Annotated in this window: 1 protein-coding gene; it reads left to right on the top strand. The window is 38.0% G+C overall.

What is annotated here, in order from left to right; all coding sequences use genetic code 11:
- Positions 1-300 (top strand): hypothetical protein (locus ABT58_RS24325; protein WP_205625343.1); only part of this gene is annotated, 300 nt, incomplete at both ends.

The raw sequence follows: 300 nt of genomic DNA on the forward strand, positions 1-300 counted from the left end.
TGCGACATGGGATTTTCCGGTTTTGTTCCGTGCTGAAGGTAATCCTCTCTCTGATTTTCAGGGCGTGCTCAATCATACTGAGTTTTATGAAACATCTAGTCATGTTGCTAGCCTTTCATCGCTACACAATGCTTATGTTTTCATTGAGTCCGATCTTGAACATATAAAAAGAAAACCTGAAAGTACGACATTTATTTACAAGAAAGAACCTAATCGTGTTGTTAAGAACGGAGAGTTGAATAAGCCGCTTAGATTTGATTATTCCGGAGCAACAAGCCTGTCAGTAAAATATAGAAACTT

This window comes from Photobacterium aphoticum, assembly GCF_001029435.1.
Classification (GTDB): domain Bacteria; phylum Pseudomonadota; class Gammaproteobacteria; order Enterobacterales; family Vibrionaceae; genus Photobacterium; species Photobacterium aphoticum.